This window comes from Bifidobacterium sp. (genome assembly GCF_022640935.1).
GTDB lineage: Bacteria > Actinomycetota > Actinomycetes > Actinomycetales > Bifidobacteriaceae > Bifidobacterium.
Genome location: NZ_JALCCV010000003.1, coordinates 17,107 through 35,753, shown reverse-complemented (window position 1 = coordinate 35,753; position 18,647 = coordinate 17,107). Strand labels below are relative to the sequence as shown.

The 18,647-nt window shown below is 62.2% G+C and carries 14 protein-coding genes; 3 read left to right on the top strand and 11 right to left on the bottom strand.

What is annotated here, in order from left to right; translation table 11 throughout:
- The first annotated feature begins 128 nt into the window (after nt 1–128).
- Complete coding sequence (locus tag LKG04_RS01775; RefSeq protein WP_291759149.1) at nt 129–917, top strand: fructosamine kinase family protein; 789 nt, start codon at nt 129–131, stop codon at nt 915–917.
- 96 nt (nt 918–1,013) lie between these two features.
- On the opposite strand, the gene dnaJ is transcribed toward LKG04_RS01775, so the two are convergent.
- Both dnaJ and hrcA read right to left on the bottom strand, forming a co-directional pair.
- Complete coding sequence (dnaJ, locus tag LKG04_RS01770) at nt 1,014–2,165, bottom strand: molecular chaperone DnaJ (RefSeq protein ID WP_291759150.1); 1,152 nt, start codon at nt 2,163–2,165, stop codon at nt 1,014–1,016.
- 123 nt (nt 2,166–2,288) lie between these two features.
- On the bottom strand, nt 2,289–3,428 hold the full coding sequence (hrcA, locus tag LKG04_RS01765; RefSeq protein WP_291759152.1) for a heat-inducible transcriptional repressor HrcA: 1,140 nt from the start codon (nt 3,426–3,428) through the stop codon (nt 2,289–2,291).
- A 553-nt stretch (nt 3,429–3,981) separates the two neighbouring features.
- On the opposite strand from hrcA, the gene tkt reads away from it, so the two are divergent.
- A complete protein-coding gene (tkt, locus tag LKG04_RS01760) occupies nt 3,982–6,081 on the top strand; it encodes a transketolase (RefSeq protein WP_291759155.1) in 2,100 nt (699 codons plus the stop codon).
- A 251-nt stretch (nt 6,082–6,332) separates the two neighbouring features.
- Nucleotides 6,333–7,436 carry a transaldolase gene (gene tal, locus LKG04_RS01755; RefSeq protein ID WP_291759158.1) on the top strand — a complete coding sequence of 368 codons (1,104 nt, stop codon included), beginning with the start codon at nt 6,333–6,335 and terminating at the stop codon, nt 7,434–7,436.
- Between the two features lie 405 nt (nt 7,437–7,841).
- Here the strand turns inward: tal and LKG04_RS01750 are convergent, their stop codons facing one another.
- From LKG04_RS01750 to uvrC, 9 genes are all read right to left on the bottom strand, one after another.
- A complete protein-coding gene (locus tag LKG04_RS01750) occupies nt 7,842–8,702 on the bottom strand; it encodes an alpha/beta fold hydrolase (protein WP_291763185.1) in 861 nt (286 codons plus the stop codon).
- A gap of 65 nt (nt 8,703–8,767) precedes the next feature.
- The gene (locus LKG04_RS01745; RefSeq protein ID WP_291759162.1) at nt 8,768–9,613 is read right to left on the bottom strand and encodes an HAD family hydrolase; all 846 of its coding nucleotides are present in this window, start codon (nt 9,611–9,613) and stop codon (nt 8,768–8,770) included.
- Between the two features lie 27 nt (nt 9,614–9,640).
- Nucleotides 9,641–9,892 (bottom strand): preprotein translocase subunit SecG, encoded by a 252-nt coding sequence (secG, locus tag LKG04_RS01740; RefSeq protein WP_291759366.1) that lies wholly within the window; start codon nt 9,890–9,892, stop codon nt 9,641–9,643.
- A 130-nt stretch (nt 9,893–10,022) separates the two neighbouring features.
- Nucleotides 10,023–10,832 carry a triose-phosphate isomerase gene (tpiA, locus tag LKG04_RS01735; protein ID WP_291759165.1) on the bottom strand — a complete coding sequence of 270 codons (810 nt, stop codon included), beginning with the start codon at nt 10,830–10,832 and terminating at the stop codon, nt 10,023–10,025.
- A 178-nt stretch (nt 10,833–11,010) separates the two neighbouring features.
- Complete coding sequence (locus LKG04_RS01730) at nt 11,011–12,216, bottom strand: phosphoglycerate kinase (RefSeq protein WP_291759168.1); 1,206 nt, start codon at nt 12,214–12,216, stop codon at nt 11,011–11,013.
- Between the two features lie 264 nt (nt 12,217–12,480).
- A complete protein-coding gene (gene whiA / locus LKG04_RS01725; RefSeq protein ID WP_291759170.1) occupies nt 12,481–13,425 on the bottom strand; it encodes a DNA-binding protein WhiA in 945 nt (314 codons plus the stop codon).
- Between the two features lie 177 nt (nt 13,426–13,602).
- On the bottom strand, nt 13,603–14,592 hold the full coding sequence (gene rapZ, locus LKG04_RS01720) for an RNase adapter RapZ (protein ID WP_434734828.1): 990 nt from the start codon (nt 14,590–14,592) through the stop codon (nt 13,603–13,605).
- Nucleotides 14,586–15,797, bottom strand: coding sequence for a shikimate dehydrogenase family protein (locus tag LKG04_RS01715; RefSeq protein ID WP_291759172.1), 1,212 nt, complete (start codon nt 15,795–15,797; stop codon nt 14,586–14,588). Before LKG04_RS01715 ends, rapZ begins: the two co-directional genes overlap by 7 nt.
- Nucleotides 15,798–16,034: 237 nt before the next feature.
- Nucleotides 16,035–18,623, bottom strand: coding sequence for an excinuclease ABC subunit UvrC (gene uvrC, locus LKG04_RS01710; RefSeq protein WP_291759175.1), 2,589 nt, complete (start codon nt 18,621–18,623; stop codon nt 16,035–16,037).
- Nucleotides 18,624–18,647 lie beyond the last annotated feature (24 nt).

Here is an 18,647-nt window from a genome sequence, read left to right as displayed (position 1 = left end):
GGACGTGTCATGCACGGCCTGCACGGAAACGTTCCGCGTTCCGCGCATGCAGCGCCTCGCGGCACTTGTCGCCTCTCGTGCACACAATGAGGACGGGAGTGTCGGCAGGCACAGCAAGGAGGCACGTGATGAACAAATACCGTAAAAGCAGGGTGCATGCGCCGGAAGGGTTCTTCGAATGCGAAGGCCGCGGATTGCAATGGCTCGGCAAAGCGCAGGAGCTCGGCGGTCCGCGTGTGGTCGACGTGCTTGACTGGGGACGTGACTGGCTCGATATCGAGCGCGTGAGCTCCTCCTCCCCCACGCCGAAGGCTGCGCATGATTTCGGCGTGGCGTTGGCGCATATGCATGATGCGGGCGCGCCCTACTTCGGCTCGCCGCCCGAAGGCTATGCAGGCACATGCTATTTCGGGCCTTTGCAGGATCCGGTGCCGATGGATACCGGCGAGTGGAATGACCCGGCCACCTACTACGGGCAGGGTCGTCTGCTGCCCATGGTGAAGCTGGGCGTCAGGCGCGGCACGCTGAACCAGGGCGATCTTGAACTCACCCAGCGCGTGGTCGACAAGCTTCCCGAATTGCTGGGCCGCGCGGCCGGCGACAAGCCGGCGCGCATCCACGGCGATTTGTGGAGCGGTAATGTGATGTGGACCTCTGATCGAGGCTACAGCGAGGCTGTGCTCATCGATCCTGCGGCGCATGGCGGCCATCGCGAGGAGGATTTGGCGATGCTGCACCTGTTCGGCATGTCGTATCTGCACGAGATCATCGACGGCTATCAATCGGCGCATCCTTTGCAGGCCGGGTATCAGGACCGTGTCACGCTCTGGCAGCTCTACCCCATCGCAGGCCACTGCGTCTTCTTCGGCGGCGGCTATGTGAGCGAATACCGCTCGATGTGCCATTCGCTGCTATAGGCGCCGCATACACAAGAGACATGCAAAACCGGCTCGCGATTTTCCATTGGAACCGACACCTGCGGGCCGGACGCCAGTGGTTGCCGATACATTCAGTTAGCTGAGCGCATCCTTCAATTTGCCGAAGAAGCTTTTCCTGCCGCTGACCGCAGGCTTCGAACTTTGCGCGATGTGTTGCGAATCCACGTCATGGGAGTTGGCGAAGCGCTCGATGAGGTCGCGCTCCTCATCGCTGAGTTTGGTGGGCACATGCACGCCGATGTGGGCGATCAGGTCGCCGCGTTCGTCATTTCTGCGCATGCGGGTCATTCCGAGCCCTTTGATCGTCACTGTCTGATCATTCTGGCAGCCGACGGGAATGCTCAGCGTCTCTTCGCCGTCGAAGGTGTCGATATCCAGATCGTGGCCGAGCACCGCCCAGCTCATCGGGATCTGGACCCAGCAGTGCAGATCGTCGCCGTCGCGGGTGAAGCGTTTGTCGGGCTTGATGCGGATGTCGATATACAGATCTCCTGCAGCGCCGCCCCCTTCGCCGACCTCGCCTTGATTGGCCAGTCTCAGCCGAGCGTCGTCGGCGATGCCCGCGGGGATGCTTACCCCGACCTCGCGTGCGGTGCGCACCCGCCCGTGACCCATGCAGGCCGGGCAGGGATCGCTGATGATGGTGCCATGGCCCTCGCAGCGCTCGCATGGGGCCGTCGTCATCATCTGGCCCAGCATGGTGCGCACGACCTTCTGGCGCACGCCTCGCCCGCTGCAGTCGGGGCAGGTCACCGGCCGACCCCCGTTGGCGGAACCGGAGCCGCCACACTGCTGACATAGCCCGAACGTGGTGATCTTTACATGCGCGGTGCCGCCGAACACCGCCGTTTTCAGGTCGATGGAGACACGCGCCAGCGAATCGCGGCCCGGCTGGGTACGCGGCACGGGTCCTTGTGAAGCCCCGCCGAACGCACCGCCGAAGAATTGGCCGAAGACGTCGCCCATATCCCCCATGTCGAAGCCGCCTGCGCCATAGCCGCCCGCACCGGCATTGGGATCGTTAGGATCGACGCCCGCGTCATACATGCGCCGCTTGTCGGGGTCGGACAGCACTTGATAGGCGTTGTTGACCTCTTTGAACTTGTCCTCGAATTCCGGACCGGCGATATCGGGATGGTATTTCCGGCTCATCTTGCGATACGCGCGCTTGATGTCATCCTCATTCGCCGAGCGTTCGACGCCGAGTACCTCGTAATAGTCTGCCACTGCTTAATCCTTGGTTCTCTTGTGCCCGCACCAGTCATATTGCGAGCCGTGTTCGCGAGTCATTCATTCGCGAGTTATTGTGCCATAAGGCGCGGTCACCGCGTCAGCCCTCGTCGCCTGATCTCATTCCTCGGCTGGCCACTGCTTTCCTGCGTTCTGCTCGTCGTGGGAGACCAGCACGGTCAGGTAACGGGCGACCGCCCGCACCGCCGCCATGGTCGTGGAGTAATCCATATGCGTGGGCCCGATCGAACCCACGAAAGCCACCGGCTGATCGTTGACCATGCCGATCGCATCGTCGCCCCGCGCCGGCGCCGTATCCTGCGCCTCGGCCACGCTATGCCCATAGCCGCTCGTCACCACGGACGAGTGCATAAGACCGGGCGTATGAGTCTCCGAACCGATGGCGACGCCAACCCCCGCATGCTCTTCGCTCAGCGAACTCATGAGCTTCATCAGCACGACCTGCTCCTCGAGTGCGTCGAAAAGCGGCGCCAGATCGGTTACGCCCCGCTGATGCGCGAGGCGTGAGGTCCCGGCCATATACAGGTCGCCGACAGTCTCGTCATCGGCCATGCTGTCGAATGCCCGGGCCAGCACGCCGGCCAACCGGCGCACGTTCCCCGCCTCGGCGCGCGCCCCCAGCCCGTTTCCGGGCAATGCCCCCAGCCGATGCACCTGTTCGGCCGCCCTGGCCAGGGAAAGCCCCACGCATTGTTCATTGACCAAGGCGGAGAAATCGCCCACGGCTTCCCATGAAGGCAGGGCGGACAGATTCAGCGTGTGCTGGGCGACGCTGCCGGAATCGGTGATGATCACGGCCAGCACGGTGCCCATCGCAATGGGCACCAGCTCCACATGGCGCAGCGTCGAACGGGACAACGCCGGCGAGGAGACGACGGCCACCTGGCCAGTGATATTGGCCAGCAGCCTGGCCGCCCGCTGCAGCGTATCCTGCAGGCTGATGGAGCCGCCCAGGAATTTTGTGATGCCTCGGCGCTGCGCGCCTGAAAGCGGCACGACCGTGGAAAGGCGGTCCACGAAATAGCGGTAGCCCAGCTCTGTAGGGACCCGCCCGGCCGAGGTGTGCGGCTGGATCAGGTAGCCTTCATCCTCCAAGGCGGCCATATCGTTGCGAATGGTCGCCGAGCTCACACCCAAGTCATGGTGCCGGGTCAGCGACGAGGACCCCACCGGCTCCTGGGAGCGGATGTAATCCTCGATCACGGCGCGCAGCACTATCATGCGACGTGACTGTTCCATGTTCCCTCCCTTGCCGCCTGTCGATTGCAATCATGCAACCACGGCGCCTCCGATCCGGTTATGCTGCGCTCCGGATGCGTTCCACACATACCTATATATAGTTGTTCCGTGTTCCGGGCCTGTAATGTTCGATCAGGCAGGGATCTGGCGCAACATGCGCCGCGAAACGGTCACCGGCGAAACGTCTGCCGCGCTCCGAAGCGGGATTGCGACGGGTTAGCCGACCGCACCGGGCAGCAGGCATGCCATGGTCACTGTATTAGCACTCGATTGCCACGAGTGCTAACGCGTTCGTTCTAAGATGATTTTATGCTCGACAGGCCGGCGGCGACTGACGGTGTTTGCGCTCAACGCCTGTGCCCATTGCCTTCGGACACTGCTGCCCGCATGGCGTTTGTGAGCGCTAACGCCGATAACACGCAGCGAACACGCCACCGGCGAGATGCCAAGTCTGCTGCGAAAGCTACCATTGAATGGCAATGTGAGGGCATATATGGCGCGGCATAAGCCGTATGCATGATGCTCGCAGTATTGGAAGGAAAGTAGATCACCTATGACCGATTTCACCTGGTCTGACTTGGACGAACGCGCTGTGAAAATGGCGAAGGTCCTCTCCGCCGACGCAGTCGAGAAGGCCGGACACGGACATCCCGGATCCCCCATCTCGCTCGCCCCAGTGGCCTATACGCTGTATCAGCACTACATCAAGCACGATCCCGCCGACCCCCAGTGGGCCGGACGCGACCGCTTCATCCTCTCCGGCGGCCACGCCTCGCTCACGCAATACGTGCAGCTCTTCTTCTCGGGCTATGGCGTGACCCTCGACGACCTCAAGTACTTCCGTGGCGGTGCCGACACGCGCACCCCGGGCCATCCTGAGGTCGGGCTCACCCCCGGCATCGAAATGACCACCGGCCCGCTGGGCCAGGGCCTTGCTTCGGCTGTCGGTTTCGCCTACGGACAGCGCTACGAACGCGGCCTGCTCGATCCCGACGCTCCGGCCGGCACCTCGCCTTTCGATCACAAAATCTGGGTCATCTGCGGCGAAGGCGACGTCGAGGAGGGCGTATCCTCCGAGGCCAGCTCGCTTGCGGGGAACCAAGGACTGGGCAACCTGACCGTGATCTTCGACGCCAACCATATCCAGATCGAAGGCGACACCAAGCTCACCTTCTCCGAAGACATCCTCAAGCGCTACGAGGCGTACGGGTGGTACACCGACGAAGTGAGCTTCATCCAGCCCGACGGCTCCTACAAGGAAGACACCGCGGCGCTCTCCGCAGCCTTGGACAAGGCCGAAAAGGTCACCAATCGCCCGAAGTTCATCAAGGTCGACACCCTGATCGCATGGCCGACCCCGGGCAAGACCAACGACGAATCCTCGCACGGCTCCAAGCTCGGCGCCGGCCCGGTCGCCGCGCTCAAGAAAGTCCTCGGCTACGATCCCGAGGCCGACTTCCCGGTAGACGAAGAGGCGCTCGCCCATGCCCGCAAGGTTGGCGAACGCGGCGCTGAAGCCCACAAGGAATGGGACGAGCAGTTCGCAGCTTGGAAGCATGTCAACCCGGACAAGGCTGCGCTGTACGAGCGCATCAAGGCCGGCGAGCTGCCCGAGGGCTTCGACAAGGCCATCGACGATCTGGAAGCCTCCTTCGAAGCCGGCTCCAAGGTCGCCACCCGCAAGGCCTCCGGCGCCGTGATCAACGCCATCGCGCCGGTCATGCCCGAACTGTGGGGCGGCTCGGCCGATCTCGGCGGTTCGAACAACACCAACATCAAGGGCGCCAAGTCCTTCGGCCCCGACGCCGATGCGACCCGCACCTGGCCCGAGGTCTCCCAGTACGGCCGCCAGCTGCACTTCGGCGTGCGCGAGTTCGCGATGGGCGCCATCACCAACGGCATCCTGCTCGGCTCGGACACCCGTCCGTTCAACGGCACCTTCTTCCAGTTCTCCGACTACGAGCGCCCGTCAGTACGCCTCGCCGCGCTGATGAAGATCCCGAACCTCTACGTATGGACCCACGATTCCGTGGCACTCGGCGAAGACGGCCCCACGCATCAGCCGATCGAGCACCTGACCGCTTTCCGCGCCATGCCGCAGGTCGAGGTCGTGCGTCCCGCCGACGAGTACGAGACCGCGGAAGCCTATCGTTACTTCTTCGAGAAGGACAATACCCTGCCTACCGCTATGATCCTAACCCGCCAAGGTGTTCCGACGCTTGCCGAGACCGCCGAAAAGGCCAAGGACGGCGTCAAGAAGGGCGCCTATGTACTCGTCGACACCGACGGCACCCCGGATGTCATCCTGATGGCGAGCGGCTCCGAGGTCCAGTGGGCCGTGGCCGCCGCCAAGACCTTGGCCGGCGAAGGCATCAAGGCCCGCGTCGTCTCGTTCCCCTCGATGGAATGGTTCGAGGAGCAGGACGAGGCCTACAGGGAGTCCGTGCTGCCCAAGGCCGTCGCTGCCCGCGTCTCGATCGAAGCCGGAGTTGCCATGCCGTGGTACAAGTACCTCGGCGCATACGGCGAGCCCGTCTCCATCGAGCAGTTCGGTCTGCAGGGCGACGGCGCGCAGAACATGATCGATCTGGGCATCGACGCCGAGCATGCAGTCGAGGCCGCCAAGGCCTCCATCGCCGCCGTCAAGGCCTGATCGCAGTTTTCGGGCCGCAGTCTCAGCCTGAATACGGCATCGGATAATTGAATACGGCCGGGGGCGTGACGCATAGCCTCAATCCCCCGGCCGAAACCCACGGATATGTTTCCACGACGAGCTGCTGCTAACGCCCAGCTTCCTGCTGCCGCGCTCATGGAAATGCGAGGCGTGAATAACGACAATGGGTTTGCACAATAAGATTTGCACCATCGGTTGTATGACCGATGACTGATAAGGAGATACACAATATGACTGAAGCAACGCAGCGCACCAGCGATTCCGGCGTCTCGATCTGGCTGGACGACCTGTCCCGCACCCGCATCGAGTCCGGCTCGCTGCAGGACCTCATCGCCAACAAGAACGTCGTCGGCGTCACCACCAACCCATCCATCTTCCAGAAGGCCCTGAGCCAGGTCGGCCCCTATGACGCGCAGCTCAAGGAGCTGGGCAAGGTCGATGTGGAAACCGCCGTGCGCGAGCTCACCACCACCGATGTGCGCAACGCCACCGACATCTTCCGCGAAGTCGCCGAGAAGACCGATTTCGTCGACGGCCGCGTGTCCATCGAGGTTGATCCCCGCTTGGCCCACGACACCGAGAACACCAAGAAGCAGGCTGTGGAGCTGTGGGAGAAGGTCGACCGCCCGAATGCGATGATCAAGATCCCGGCGACGCTCGAAGGCCTTCCGGCCATCACCGCCACGCTCGCCAAGGGCATCTCGGTGAACGTCACCCTGATCTTCTCGCTCGAACGCTACGAGCAGGTCATCGACGCCTTCATCGAGGGCATCGCGCAGGCAGACGCCAACGGCCATGACCTCAAGCACATCGGCTCCGTCGCCTCCTTCTTCGTCTCCCGCGTCGATACCGCGGTCGACAAGCTGCTCGAGGAGAACGGCTCCGACGAGGCCAAGGCGCTGGAGGGCAAGGCCGCTGTGGCCAATGCCCGCTTGGCTTACCAGCTCTTCGAGAAGAAGTTCGCCGGGGATTCCCGCTGGGCCGATCTCGAAGCCAAGGGCGCCAAGAAGCAGCGTCCGCTCTGGGCCTCCACCGGCACCAAGAACGCCGCCTACTCCGACTGCAAGTATGTCGATGAGCTGGTCGCCCCGTTCATCGTGAACACCATGCCGGAAAAGACGCTGAACGCCCTCGCCGACCACGGCAACGGCGCGCCTTCAATCAAGGGCACCTACGAGGAGAGCAAGGCCATCATGGACAAGCTCGCCGAGCTGGGCATTGATATCAAGAAGGTCACTGATAAGCTCGAAGCCGACGGCGTCGCATCCTTCATCAACTCTTGGGATTCGGTGCTTTCCGACACCCAGGCCGGCATCGACCGTGTCAACGGCTGATGCTGAACGGTTAGAATCTTTTCGATTCCGCTGAGCCAGGAAACCCTCCCGATCCTGTGACCGGGAGGGTTTCCTGTATTGCGTCATCTCACACTGCTCTAGGCCGTGCTCGTATGCTGCATCTCCTGCACTGGCGGGATGCCGCCGTGCATTGCAACTCATGGGCACGGTTTTCCATCACGAATCTCGCATTATCTCGAGCGCTGCAAAGGTTGCGATGATTGGCAGGCAGGAAAACGCCGTGATCCACGCGCAGGGGGGGGCACAATGATGCGGAAATCGTAATGCCTGCGACTAAAAAGGCTTGTGGGCATCGGTATCGGCAGCTCACATGCATCTTGAGCCTGAATGCGCATCGCTGGACCCGGAGCCGAATCACCGCCGAGCCACAACCATCCGCGTGAATCACACCGGCAGCAGGTCGATCCAATCGCGCAATGCGGCGCGCACTACGTCAGGCTGATCAATGTGCACATTATGGCCCGCGCCGTTTACCACGGTATAGACGGCATTCGGGTAATGCGGCAGCAGATCGCGCTGGTCCTTATAGCCGACGATCTGGTCTTCATGCCCGCAGATGATCGCGACCGGTCCTTCAAAGGCGCCGAAACGATTCTCCGGATCGCCGTTGAGATAGTAGCGCGCATCGAGTCGCATCATCGCACCCCGGTCGCACAGCAGTGTGCCGGGCAAGATGAACCGCTGGTATCGCCGCCAGGCTTCGAACGACTGGTTGACGCCCATCGTCAGGAACTCATCGGCCTGTTCGGGCGGCAACGTCGCGATCAGCGATTCGTTGGGATGACCGATAATATGCTTCCCGACGCGGCGATGAGCTTTGACCGGGTCAACGACCGGCGCGATTAGCGCCATGCCGGCGATATGCTTGGAATTCCCGGCAACGAGGTCACGGGCCAATGCGCCGCCCATCGAGTTGCCGACCAACGCGTAATCTCGATTTCCACCAAGAGCAAGCACAATGTCACGCAGCCAGTCGGAAAGGTCCTGCAGACCGCCGGTCCCATGCAAGGCCGGCGTTTTGCCGAAACCAGGCAAATCAATATAGATGCGTTCTGTGCCCTCAGGGAAAGCGTCGTCGAGCAGCATCAGCGAACGATGGTCCACACCCATGCCATGGACGAAGATAATCGGGAATCCTTTGCCTCGTACCGTGTAAAACGGCGCTGCTCGGAGCTCGGTGTTAGCCAAGGCCGCACAAGGCGAACCTGCGCAAAGCGGCTTTTTTATGTCATTCATATCAGCCATCGGACCTCGTAATCGTCGAGTTTTGCAAACTGCGGCGCCTGTACATCACGCTGCAGGTCAGCCGGTCAGGCGATCAGCTGTTCGACCCATTGCGCGACGCCGTCCTCGTTATTCGCCGGGCACACTTCGTCGGCTATGCGCAGCACGTCCGGCCGCGCATTGGCCACAGCCACGCCCCGGCCGGATGCTTTGAGCATATCGATATCGATGAGGTCATCCCCGAAAGCGACTGTCTGTTCCAATCCGATACCCATGCGTCGGCACAGCGTGCGCAGCGCATCGCCCTTGTTGGCCAACGGATTCATCAGCATCCACATCGTTCCTTCGGAGACGCTCACGCCGAAGTCCGGCGGCAGCATGCCGGCAAGCCGGGAGCCCTGCGCGGGGTCGGGAATGATGAAGATCTTCTCGGCTTCGCCCTGCGGCACGTCATGGAAGTCGGAGTATACGAATTGCTGCGTTTTCCACATGATGCTGGTATCGAAGTTCGTGTAGCGAATATCGTTCATGACGATGCCCAGATGCAGGCCGGGCATGGCCTGCAGCAGAGAGAGACATACATCGCAGGCCCGCTGCGAGGAGAAGCCCACGCGCCTCACGTGCCCATCGGCGGGAACCACGGGATCGGTGAGCGTCTCTTCATTGGAATGCCTTGGATCGGTGTCGATCAGCGCGCCATTCAGGTAGACGCATGCGTCAACCGGGAGCCGTCGCGCGAACGACAGCGCCGTGCTTACCGGCCGCGCGGTGGATATGGCGAGTTTCACGCCCTGTTCATGCGAGCGCTCAAGCACATCGACGGAATGCTGCGACATGAAGCGTTCCTCGAAAGTAGGCGCATCATGCAGCAACGTGCCATCGAGGTCAACGACGATCAGACGCGTCGATTTGGGAATACCGGTAACGGCCACCGAATCGCAGAGTTCGCGGTCAGCGGATCAGGCGCCGAGGCCGAATTTGGCCATCAGCCCCAGCGCGATGGCGATCGCCACCCAGACAAGCGCGATGATCACCGTCCAGCGGTTCAGGTTCTTCTCGGCCACGCCCGAGGTGCCGGCATTCTGGGTCAGGCCGCCGCCGAACATGTCGGACAGGCCGCCGCCCTTGCCTTTGTGCATGAGGATCAGCAGCGTGAGCAGGACGCTGAAGACGACAAGAATGATTTGCAGGACAAGCCTGACAACAGCGATAACAGACACCGGTGAACCTCCATAGTTACGTTACTGAACCCAAGAATAGCGCAAGGTCGTGAACAATGCGACGCGCGAACTCCGCAGGCGCGCAACAGCCGGCAGCTTCCCTATTATCGCATCCCGTAAGCTACTTCCCCACGGGATTCACCGTTGATTTGATGGTGAGCCTGGCGATGCGCGCCAGCTCTTCGACATCCAGCGAAGCGCCGCCGATGAGGAAGCCGTCGACGTCTTTTTCCTCGATGAGCTGCGCGGCATTGCCCGAGGTGACCGAGCCGCCGTACAGGATGCGCACGCTGTCGGCCACCTGCGCACCGAAACTCTCGCACAGATCGTCGCGGAATGCCTTGGCGGCATCCTGGGCGGTCCGAGGCGTCGCGACCATGCCGGTGCCGATAGCCCAGACCGGCTCGTAGGCGATGATGAGCTTCGCCGCCTGGGCATCGGACAGGTCGCGCGTCACATCGCGCACTTGGCCCACGGCGAAATCCAGCTCAATGCCTTGGCGGCGTTCCTCGAAGCTCTCCCCCACGCATAGGATCGGCTGCATGCCTGCTGCAAGGACTGCGCGCACTTGGTCGACGATATTGGCGTCGTCCTCGGGATGGTATTTGCGTCGCTCGGAGTGCCCTACGATCACATAGCTACAGCCAAGATGGGCGAGCATGTCGGCGGAGACATCGCCGGTGAAGGCGCCTTGCGTGGTGACAGAGACATTCTGCGCGCCATAGCGGATCCTGAGCTTGTCGGCTTCGACAAGCACCTGCACGCTGCGCAACGAGGTGAAGGACGGCATAAGCGCCATTTCACAACGTTTGTAGTCGAAATGTGCGTCGCGCAGCAGCCACGTCAGCTTCTGCACGAAATAGGTGGCTTCACGGTGATCGAAATTCATCTTCCAATTGCCGGCTACCAAAGGGATGCGCCGCTGTGCCATCCGCTGTCCTTTCCGTATGCCATTGCCGAAGCTTTGCGGCAAATACATGGATTCGTATGGCTCCTCGCTGCAAAGGCAGATGCGAGGCCGATTATAGGCATTGCGGGCATGTCCGGCAAAGGATATGCCCGCAATGATTGCGAGTGTTTGGGTCTGTTGCGGCCGTGAGCCCAGTGGACTACTCGAGCACTTTCAGGCCCGGCAGCTCCTTGCCCTCGAGGAATTCGAGCGAGGCCCCGCCGCCGGTGGAGATGTGCGAGAAGCCGCTTTCTGGGAACTTCAGATTGCGCACGGCCGATGCGGAGTCGCCGCCGCCCACGATCGTGAAGGCGCCGGCTGCGGTCGCGTCCACCAGCGCCTGCGCGATGGCGCGGGTGCCTTCGGCGAACTGCGGCACCTCGAACACGCCCATCGGGCCATTCCATACCACCGTTTTGGAGTCGACGATCTTGTCGTGGAAGAGCTTGTCCGAATCAGGGCCAATGTCCAGTCCCATCTTGTCGGCCGGAATCGCGTCGGCCTCGACGACTTCGGGGTTGATCGGAGTATCGCCCGCGGGGAATCCCGCGTTGACGACGATGTCGGTCGGCAGCACGAGCTCGACGCCGTTCTTTTCGGCGGTCTCGACGTAACCCTTGACCTTCTCGAGCTGATCCTCTTCGAGCAGCGAAGTGCCGACCTCGTAGCCCTTGGCCTTGAGGAAGGTGAAGACCATTCCGCCGCCGATGACGAGGCGGTTGGCCTTGCCCAGCAGGTTCTCGATCACGCCGAGCTTGTCGGATACCTTGGAGCCGCCCAACACCACGGTCAGCGGTCGCTCGGGGCTGTCGGTGGCCTTGGACAGCGCGGTAACTTCCTTCTCGACCAGGAGACCTGCAGCGGCGGGCAAATCGGCGGCCACGTCGTAGTTGGATCCCTGCGCGCGGTGCACGACGCCAAAGCCGTCGGAGACGAACACGTCGCCGAGCGCAGCGATCTTCTTGGCGTAGGCGGCGCGTTCGGACGCGTCCTTGCTGGTTTCCTCGGGGTTGAACCGCACGTTCTCGAGCAGTACGACGTCGCCGTCCTGCATGGCGGCGACCTTGGCCTGGGCGTCCTCGCCGTAGGTGTCGGAAGCCAGTGGCACATCGGTGGCCAGCAGCTCGCCCAGTCGCTTGGCTACAGGCGCCAGCGACAGTTCCGGGACGACCTTGCCCTTCGGACGGCCCAAATGCGCCATGAGGATCACCTTGGCGCCTTCGCCGCGCAGAGTCGTGATGGTCGGCAACGCAGCCCTGATACGACCGTCATCGGTGATGGTGGTGCCCTTGAGAGGGACATTGAAATCAGCACGGACAAGGACGCGCTTGCCACTGAGATCTCCAAGATCTTTGAGAGTCTTCATGAATATCCTTTCCTAACCGCCTTGCCGTATCCGTCGGATACGGCTGAAACAGACAGAGTATGACGTGATATACGCCACATTTCATGGTACCGTCAGCAATAAACAATGCATTGTTCCCGCTCACATTATCCGACAGCGAATATGCCGGGTGCGCGGGAACAACACCGACGCATGATAGGCAGAAAGGTGCCGCCGTGCCATGCGGCGAGCAATCGCATCCAAGGCACGAACGGCTGACAAGCAGCCCCACTTCGGAATCCGGAATCAGCCCTGCCGGCGCGCTTTATCGGTTTTGTCCGCGAGCTGCAGCAGGCGGCGGATGCGCCCCGCGATCGCGTCCTTCGTGATCGGCGGGTCGGCCAAGCGGCCAAGCTCTTCGAGGCTGGCGTCAGTATGGCCTAGGCGCAGCAGCCCCGCGGCCTTGAGGTTCTCCGGCATCTCATCGCCGAGGATCTCGAAGGCATGACGGACTTTTTCGCTGGCCTCGGCCGCCGCCTTGGCACTGCGGCGCATATTCGCATCGTCGAAGTTGGCCAGACGGTTCGCCTTGCCCCGGGCCTCGCCATCCGAACGCTTTCCGGTCCATTCGCGGGCCGAACGCGGGGCTCCCATGAGAATGAGCATGCGTTCGATCGCGTCGGGGTCGCGCAGCGTGACGCGCTCCGAGCTGCGCACCTGCCGTGCCTTGGCGCTAATGCCCAACCGCCGCGCGGCGCCCTGCAGCGCCAGCGCGGTCTCATGCGAGGAACAGATGATCTCAAGATAACTGGCCTTGCCCGGATCGGAGATGGCTCCGCGAGCCAGGAAGGCGCCGCGCCAAGCAGCTTTAATCTGGGCTATGTTGCCACTGACGATGTCGGCAGGAAGCCCTTTGACCAGCCGCATGCGGCGGTCCAGTAGGCCTGCTTGCAACGCAAGCGCTGTCGCCCCGCGCTCGACGAGCACGTCGTAGCGCTGCACCACGCCATAGGGCGTCTGGCGCGTCGTACGGCTGACGGACGCCTCTTTCTGGAAGATTTTGGCGATGGTCTCCTGGAGCCACGTTGCTGCCTGTACCGAATCGAACTGCGCCCGAATCACCGCCTGGTTATTCACCGGACGCAACCCGCCGCCAAAACGCATCATCGTCGAGGCCTGCGCCATTCTCGCAGCCGGCGAATCGTTCTCTATTGCGGCGAGCTCGCTTTTGACATCGTCAAGAAGTGCCAAGAACCGACCTCCTCATTTCCCGTTCTTCAATGCTGATAAGGCATGACAACGGGTACTCGTTCCCGCAACGCCACGGCTATCTGTGTTACCCAACGACTTGGACAAGATTACCCCTTCATTTCTGTTTTTGAGACGAAATCTCTCGCGATATGAATGCCTTGGCCCGGCCGCCGGCGCTCACGCCTCACCGAGTTTGCGCTGCCGACGGTGCAGCTCGCGCGCCGAAACCGTCACCGACAGTCCGTGCGCACGCAGCCGCTGGGCCAATGCCGCGCCCATCGCCACAGACCGGTGCTGCCCGCCTGTGCAACCCACCGCGATGGTCACATAGTGCTTGTCCTCTTTCGCATAGCCTTCGACGGCGACCATCACAGCCTTCTCGTAGGCGGCGAGGAATTCCTTCGCGCCGTCGCTGGAGAGCACATAGTCGCTCACCGGGCGATCCAGGCCGTTGAGCTCGCGCAGGCTGGGAACCCAGTAAGGATTCGGCAGAAAACGCACGTCGGCGACGAAATCCGCGTCGAGCGGAATGCCGTATTTGAATCCGAAGCTGAAAATATGCACGGAGACCGTGGACGCTCCTGACCCCAAGAGCGCCTCGTAGAGCTTGGTGGAAAGCTGATGGATGCTCAGGCTGGAGGTGTCGATGACTGTATTGGCACGTTCTTTGAGGTTGGCAAGCAGTTCGCGCTCCTCATGGATGCCGTCGATCAGGCGGTTGCCATGCTGCAGCGGGTGCGGCCTGCGCACGGATTCGTAGCGCTTGATAAGCACTCCGTCGTCGGCGTCAAGGAACAGGATCCTGGTTTTCACCCCCAGATCGTCCAAGTGGCTGAGCACCGCCGAGAGGTCGTCGAAATAGCTGCGCGAGCGCACGTCGATCACGGCGGCGAGCCTGTGGACTTTTGACGCCGACGCGGTCATCATGTCGACCAACGGCACCAGCAGCTTCGGCGGCATGTTGTCAACCACGTACCAGCCCATGTCTTCGACGCAATCGGCGGCATGAGAACGGCCGGCGCCGCTCATGCCGGTGATGAGCAGCACCTCGAACTCACCCGCAGGCCTCGGGATCTGCGTTTCGAATGCCTTGTCTCCAGATGCCTCATCCCGGAGCGGTTTCTCCCGGGATCCACGCTCCTGGGGTGCGGTTGCCTCGCTCACCATGCCTCCTGTAATGCTGCTCTCATACTCTGCTCCAACCGTACATCGTCTATGTCACCAGCGTTGTCATCGTCACCGACGTCACGCAGGCACCCGGCGATTGCGTTCTCGGATGCCATGCTCTGTTTCGGCATCTGTTGCGCTGCGCCTTGCTGGGTTTCTCCCCTCGCAGCAAAATTTCCTGCATCCTGTTCGGCGACGCGCCAGCGGCTCGCGTCACGTCCCGTCATCAGGCATACCTGCACGATCGCCTGATACAGCAGCATTTCTTCGCCGCCGATCGACATGCCTCCGGCATGCATCCATGCGCGCTGCAAGGCGGTGGGCCGTGGATCATAGGAGACGTCGAGCAAGGTGCCATGCACAGCGGCGGCTGCGCGCTGCGCGCCCAGACGCTGCGCGATAGCGTCAGCGGCATGCGCAGGCAAAGTGCTGATCACCACGTCGGCGCCGGCCATGCGCCCTGCGACGGCACCCAGATCAGCGCCGAGCATGGAGAGCATTCCTAAGTCAATCTCGTCGGCATGCTGGGCGCAGAACTGCGCAATGCCGGCATTCGCATCAGGGTGCCGGGCCACGACAGTGATGGCGACATGCGCCGCCTCCTCGCGCATCACTAGGCATGCGGCGAGGGCGGAGAGCGCCGTGCTGCCATTGCCTAAAATCACGACGCGAGCCGGGCCGTCGCCGATCGTCGGCAGCGCCTTCCGGCCCTTGGCTTCCCACGCATGCCGGAAGGCGAGCACAATGCCGTCGACATCGGTGTTGTACAACGCGATGCCGGACGGGGCAACGCAGTATGCGGCAATATTGGCCGGAGCAGCCTGCGCGGCGACATGAACGTCTGGCCTGCCTCTGAACACCGCCGTATTCGCCAAGCCGAGCTCCCGGCTCCAATGATCGCATGGCGTGCCGTGCAACATAATGGTTTTCTTCAACGGCATGGTCAGACTCAGGCCTTCCCATGTGCCGTCCAAGGAGGAAAGGAACGCTTCAAGTTCCTGCTGGCCGACTTCCTCGCGGCCGTATTGCCAGCCGTCGAGATTCAACGCACGATACGCGGCGTTGTGAAGCACGGGCGATAAGGAATGAGCGATGGGTTTCCCCAGCACCGCGCAGCGATGCATCGGCACGGACAGCGCAGTCTGTTCGTCCCAGTCCAGATGACTTGCATGACATGCATGCCCCGCATGATTCGACGCCGCCAAGGCCTCCTCCTTATTGCTGTGCTGTGCACATCTCATGCTAGCCGAAGCCCAGCGACGAGCGATCACACACATGGCAACGCGCATGATCATGCCGCGGACGATGGTTTGGCTGCACGAATTCTGCTGCGCATACGGATGGATTCGAAGGGGTGCGCCGCGCCTTTCACTCTGCGCTGTATTCCACAGAACTGTGCTGCGTTCTCGGCTGCGCCGCGTTCTCGTAAATCGAGCATGCCTTCAAGCTGGATTGCGCCGGGACTCCAGACCTTGAGAGGATTTGCGCAGAGCGTCATGGATCATCTTCGCCTTCGCTTCGCCGACGCCTTTGACCGCCATGAGGTCTTCGAGCGAGGCCTGACGCATCGCCCTGACCGACCCGAAGGCGTTGAGCAGGCGCTTCTGGTAGGCTTGGCCGATGCCCGGGATATCGTCCAGCGCCGATCGCAGGACCCCTTTGCGCCGCGTCTGACGGTGGTAGGTGATGGCGAAGCGATGCGACTCGTCGCGTACGCGCTGCAGCAGGTACATGCCCTCTGACTGGCGTTTGAGGATGATCGGATAGTCATCGTCCGGCACCCAGACCTCTTCGAGCCGTTTAGCCAAGCCGCATACGGCCACATCGTCCACACCGGAGTCTTTCAACGCCTTGGCCGCGGCCATGACCTGCGGTTTGCCGCCGTCGACGACGATCAGGTTCGGCTTATACGCGAAACGATGGCGCTCGGCATTCTGTTGGACGATCGGTTCTTCGGGCGCGACGGAACTCACAGCCGCTGCAGATTGCACGGATATGACGGGATTCGCCGTCCTAAAGCCCGTCTCAGGCTCGGCTGTTGCCGCAGTCGCCTTGACGGCCAAGTCCGCTGCGACAGTAGCGTTGCCGGCATCCGCGATATTCCCGCTGTTCGTGCCTGCGCTGTCATCATCGGCCAAACGATGCTCCGAAGCCTTGCGGATGCGCTGCTCGCTTTCGAGGTCTTCGCCGGAGTCGCCCGCGATATTGCCGTGCCTGAATCGCCTGGTAAGGGTCTCATAGACGGCGCTCAAATCGTCGAGCGCGCCTTTACCATCGTCTCCGCGTATCGCGAAACGGCGGTATTCCGATTTTTTCGCGATGGCATCCTCGAATACGACCATCGAGGCGACTTGGAAGGTGCCGCCGATGGTGTTGGAGATGTCGTAGCCTTCGATGCGCAGCGGTGCCTGTGCGAGCCCTAGTGCCTTGGCGACGTCGTTCATCGCCTGGGTTCGCGCGCCCATGTCGCTGATTCGGCTGAGCTTGCTGCGCTGCAGCGCCTGCCTGGCGTTGTCGTTGGCGCGCTCCATCAGCGCCTTTTTCTCGCCGCGCGAGGGAACGCGGATCGTCACTGCGGAGCCACGCAATTGGCCCAGCCACATTTCCAGCTCATCGCTGCGCGCAGGCTTGATCGGCACGATGATCTCGCGCGGGATCGGGGCGATCGGCGCCAGCAGATCGGCGCGGCCGGTCTGCTCCTGACGTTCCCTGCGAACGCGTGTCGCTTGGGCGCGAGCCGATGCATCCGTGGCGGTGACGGTCTGCGTGGAACCGAGGGCGTCACGCCTCGCAAGGATATGCACTGATGCAGGATTCGATTGCATGGCATCGGATTGCGTCGCACTAGACTGCCCTTTGTCGTGCTGCCCTGCATCTGAATCAACCGAATCGGCCGGATCATCGTCTTCGGCTCCCTCAACGCGCCTCGCTCCGCCCGCGCCGCCGCCCGCCTCGGCAACCGGCGCGACGGCCGCTTCCCGTCCAAGCAGAGGCGAGCCACCGGAATCCTGAGCGTCTGCGATATCCGAATACACCTGGACGATGAGATCTGAGATCAATTCGGCATCGCTGACGTCTTCGACGCGTTCGACGCTCCAATTGCGTTCGCCGCGTATCGAGCCGGAGCGCACGAAGAACGCGTGCACCGAGGCTTCGAGCTCGTCGGAATCCAGGCCGAACACATCCGCGTCGACGTCTTGGCTGAAGACCACGGCGTTCTGCTCGCCGACGGTCTGCAGCATCTGGATCTGGTCGCGCAGCCGCGCCGCCCGCTCGAACTCTGTGTCGGCGCTGGCCCGTTTCATCTCGCGGGTCAGCTGGCTGATGTAGCTCTTACCGAAACGCCCGGTGAGCACGCCGACGAGCCGCTCGCAATCGCGCCGGTGTTCGTCCAGACCGATCCTGCCCACGCAGGGCGCGGAGCATTTGCCAATCGAGGCGAGCAGGCACGGCCGCCCGGTCAGCTGGGCCCGATGGAGCACGGCAGGCGAGCAGGTGCGCACCGGAAAGGTTTTGAGCAGCTTGTCCAAGGAATGCCGCAAATCCCATACTTTCGCATAGGGGCCGAAATACCGGGTGTCCCTGCGCTTGCGATTACGCGTCACCCAGACTCGGGGCACCTTCTCGCCTACTGAGACGGCCAGATACGGGTAGGTCTTGTCGTCACGGAACACCACGTTGAACCGTGGGTCGAATTCCTTGATCCAAGTGTATTCCAACGTGAGAGCCTCAAGCTCGGTGCCGACCACGGTCCATTCCAGGCTTCTGGCGGTGAGCACCATCGTCTGGGTGCGCGGGTGCAGCTGTTCAAGTGGCTGGAAGTAATTCGTCAGTCGGTTGCGCAGATTCTTCGCCTTGCCGACATAGATCACGCGCCCTTCGCCGTCACGCCATTTGTAGACGCCGGGCTCCGCTGGGATGTCGCCGGTCTTGGGCCGGAACAGGTCGCGTGAATCACCCAGCCGTTTGGCCGTCGTGTTGGCGGTTTTGCGCCATTCGTCCGAACTGTGCTTCTCGATGATTCCCGTCATAGCCTTTCCTCTGCTGGATTTGCC